A 3,205-nucleotide genomic window follows, 5' to 3' on the forward strand; every position below is an offset into this window, starting at 1 on the left:
GCCTAATTCCCGCAGTTTATTGGCTAATCGTTCCGCTCGTTGTTTTTCCTGATTATAGCTAGTGAAAGCTTGTCCATCGGGATAAAAAAGCGACATTTCCGGTTCGATCCCCCCTGCCCCCCTTGATAAGGGGGGTGCCGATCCCCCCTTAATCCCCCCTTGATAAGGGGGGTGTCTGATAATTTTTAACGCCTACCTACTTATAAGCCAATAACACCACTCTAAAGGGGTCTAGTATAATTAGAAGAGGTTGATCAAAGGGGGTTTATGGACGATAAAACCGCAAAGCCGGAAGAATCCGAATCTGAAGAGAAAAAAGAATCAGATTTTGACCAGGAAAAGGAACAGGCTGAAGTTTGGACGGGAAAAATCACTGCTTTTGTTGCCCATCAACTCCGAACCTCCGCTCCTTCCCTTCCAATTATCGGGGGTAGCATTACAGGCGGCTTAACTTGGCTTAGTCAACATGACACGGTTAAGGCGATTATTGTCGGGGGAGTCACTTTTATCGTCACGGGCTTTTTTACCTACGGATCAGCCTGGAGTCAAGGGTTTTTAGAAATAGCAAGAACCAAAGGTAAAAATCATGGTAAAGGTACAGCTTTAAGCTTTTTTGTTTGGCTAGACAAAAGACTGGAAAAAATACGTTGGCAATTAGCTAATCCTGACGGGAAATATTTAATTAAATTACGGGATTCAGATTGTCGTTATGATGATATTGAAGGGATTGAAGATGCAATCTTTGGTTTTTCTACTCCGGAACTGGAAGAAATTTTTATTAATTTGGATCTGAGTCAATTAGAACTGCGCTCAGAAGAAGAATCTAAAGGTACGGGGGATGATATTTGGGATTTATTGCGTCGGGCTAAAAAGAGGACAAATTTACGGTTGTTAATTCTGGCTCCTGGTGGACGAGGAAAAACAACTTTATTGCGTCATTTAGCCTATAACTACGCTCTAAAACAACCGAAACAAAATGCACCTTTTTTAATTCCTGTCTTTTTACGTTTACGGAGATGGCAGGAAGTGATTACCACCACAGAAGGATTAGATTTACCGACTTTAATTGAGCGACATCTTAAACAAGATATTTCTCAAGAATTAGATTTACCTCAGAACTGGGCTAAAAGTCATTTAACCCGTCAGCGAATGTTAGTGATGTTTGATGGTTTTGATGAAGTTAAACCCGAATATGCCGAAAAAGTCAGTCAATGGATTGGCAAACAGTGGCATGATTTTCGCCAAAACTATTTTATTTTAACCTCTCGTCCCAAAGGCTATCAAGCGTTTATAGCGGTAAGCGCTTGAGTGAGATACAAACCAAGCTTTGCCTAGCATGGTTTATAGCTCGTGACACTGTACCTCATACGACTGCACACCGCTATAGCTCTGAGCATAAACATCGGCAAAAGGTGTTTATTAATGAATTTACCGATAAAAATATTCGGGATTTTGTGTATAAATGGTATTTCTGGCAAGAGCAGGAAACCAGAGTTAGCAGAAGTTTAAAAGCTAAACAAGAAGCTGCCGATAATAAAGCAAAGGATTTAATTAATCAGTTATTTGCTCTCGATGATTCCGGGGAAAGTTCTACTCTATTAGCCTTGGCGAGAAATCCCTTAAATCTGAATATGATAGTACAGTTACATCGGGCAAACTTTGGCTCGGGACAAAAATTACCTCAGCAACGAGTGGATTTATTTCGCCGAATTTTTGATCTGCAATTGATCACTCGCCCTCAAGCTAGGGGCATTGATATGATTTTAGATAATAATGAGGAAAATCATCGTCAACGGGTATTACAACAGTTAGCCCTGAAAATGGGAAATACAACCACGATTGAATATTCGGAATTACTGAGTTCTATACAAAATTTTATTCAGGAATTGGGTTATCCTGAAAGCACTTCGGCTAAGGATTTTGTAGAGCGGTTAATTCATGTGAGTGAGTTAATTTTGAAAAAAGATGAATACTATGAGTTTGCCCATAATTTTTTTCAATCCTATTTAATCGCTTTGGAAGTTAAACGGTTAAAGCAAGAAAATTTACTCAAGGAAAATTGGGAGCAAAATCTCTGGTACGAGGCTTGCATTATGTATGCTACTTTATTGATTAATCCGACTGATTTTATTGTCTATTTTTATAATCAATCTAATCCTAAAGCTCAGGGATTAGCGGAGCGATGTTATCGAGAATTACCTGTTAAAAAACGTCGAGGTTTGGAATTTTTAGAACAAAAACGACAGACTTCTCTCTTTACACAACTAGAAACCTATCTGAAAAATGGCCAATGGCGCAAAGCCGATGAGGAAACGGCGCGGTTAATGTTGTTAATTGCTAAAAGGGAAGATGAAGGCTGGCTAGATGAAGAAAGCATTAACAACTTTCCCTGTGAAGAGTTACGCACCATTGACAAGCTCTGGGTAGATAATAGCGGCGGCAAATTTGGCTTTTCTGTGCAGAAAAAAGTCTGGCTGGATTGCGGTGGTGTCCCAGGGGAATACGATTATGATGTGTATAAAAAATTCGCTGACGAGGTGGGTTGGCGCAGGGGCGGAGACTTGTTGAGCTATGATCAGCTAACTTTTTTATTAGATGGTAGTAAGCACGCACACCTACCCTTGAAGAAGGATGAAGAGGGGTTTGTGAGGTGGTATATCACTTTTCTCGCGCAGAGACTTGTAACCTGTAATATATCACAGATTTAGACATCTTAAACCAGTAAAAAGCCCCCCTTGATAAGGGGGGTTGGGTGGATCAAACCTATGCAATTAACCAATCATCTTAAATCAGTAAAAAGCCCCCCTTATCAAGGGGGGTTGGGGGGATCAAATTCAACCAGTAAAAAGCCCCCCTTATCAAGGGGGGTTGGGGGGATCAAACCTCAAAACTGCCCCCCAAAATTCCCCTGCTAACAGCAAAACTTATCAACAATAACACCTGATTTTTTAATAAAAAAACGCAATCGCTTTAAGTTTCATCCCCCCGCCTACGACTCCTTGATAAGGGATATTATAGCGGTTCTCACCCCTGGGTGGCACAGTTAAACCTTTGCTGATTAAGCTTTTGGCTCTTCGGTTTGTGTTATGCAATGGACGGGGGTTATAAGGGATGGAACCCTTATATAGAAAGGCATTTAGCGATTTTTGTCAATTGTTTTTTATCTAGAGCGAACTAATCAATTAAGTCTTTTGCCAGATAAGGA

At 40.5% G+C, this 3,205-nt stretch carries 2 protein-coding genes; both read left to right on the top strand.

The annotated features are described in order from the left end of the window. The first annotated feature begins 267 nt into the window (after window positions 1–267). Window positions 268–1,308, top strand: coding sequence for an NACHT domain-containing protein (locus PX481_RS24565; protein WP_288096557.1), 1,041 nt, complete (start codon window positions 268–270; stop codon window positions 1,306–1,308). A gap of 104 nt (window positions 1,309–1,412) precedes the next feature. Further along, window positions 1,413–2,708, top strand: a complete 1,296-nt coding sequence (locus PX481_RS24570) for a GUN4 domain-containing protein (RefSeq protein WP_288096559.1) — start codon at window positions 1,413–1,415, stop codon at window positions 2,706–2,708. Window positions 2,709–3,205 lie beyond the last annotated feature (497 nt).

This window comes from Microcystis sp. M53603_WE2, from assembly GCF_030065435.1.